The 431-nt window shown below is 67.7% G+C and carries 1 protein-coding gene; it reads right to left on the reverse strand.

All coding sequences use genetic code 11. The features are described 5' to 3' along the window. On the reverse strand, positions 1–431 hold a 431-nt coding region (locus tag NQ160_RS22760; RefSeq protein ID WP_257517301.1), incomplete at both ends, for a pseudouridine synthase.

The raw sequence follows: 431 nt of genomic DNA on the forward strand, positions 1-431 counted from the left end.
GGCCCGAACTGGCGTCGGACGAGTTCGACGACGGGGTGGCCGACCTCGCTCATCATGCGCCGCACGATGCGGTTGCGGCCGGAGTGCAGGGTGAGCTCGACCAGACTCGTCTCGCCCGACGTGTCGAGCAGTCGGGCCTTGTCGGCGGCGATGGGCCCGTCCTCCAGCTCGATGCCTTTGGTCAACCGGCTGATCGTCTGCGCAGTGACCCGGCCGGACACCTTGGCGATGTACACCTTGTTCACCCCGAACGACGGGTGGGCGAGCACGTGCGCGAGGTCGCCGTCGTTGGTGAGCACCAGCAGGCCGGAGGTCTCGGCATCCAGGCGTCCGACGTTGTAGAGCCGCTCCGGCCAGTCCTTCGTGTACTGGCGCAGGTCGGGACGGCCGTTCTCGTCCTTCATGGTGCTGACGACGCCGGTGGGCTTGTT

Source organism: Microbacterium sp. zg.Y909 (assembly GCF_024626565.1).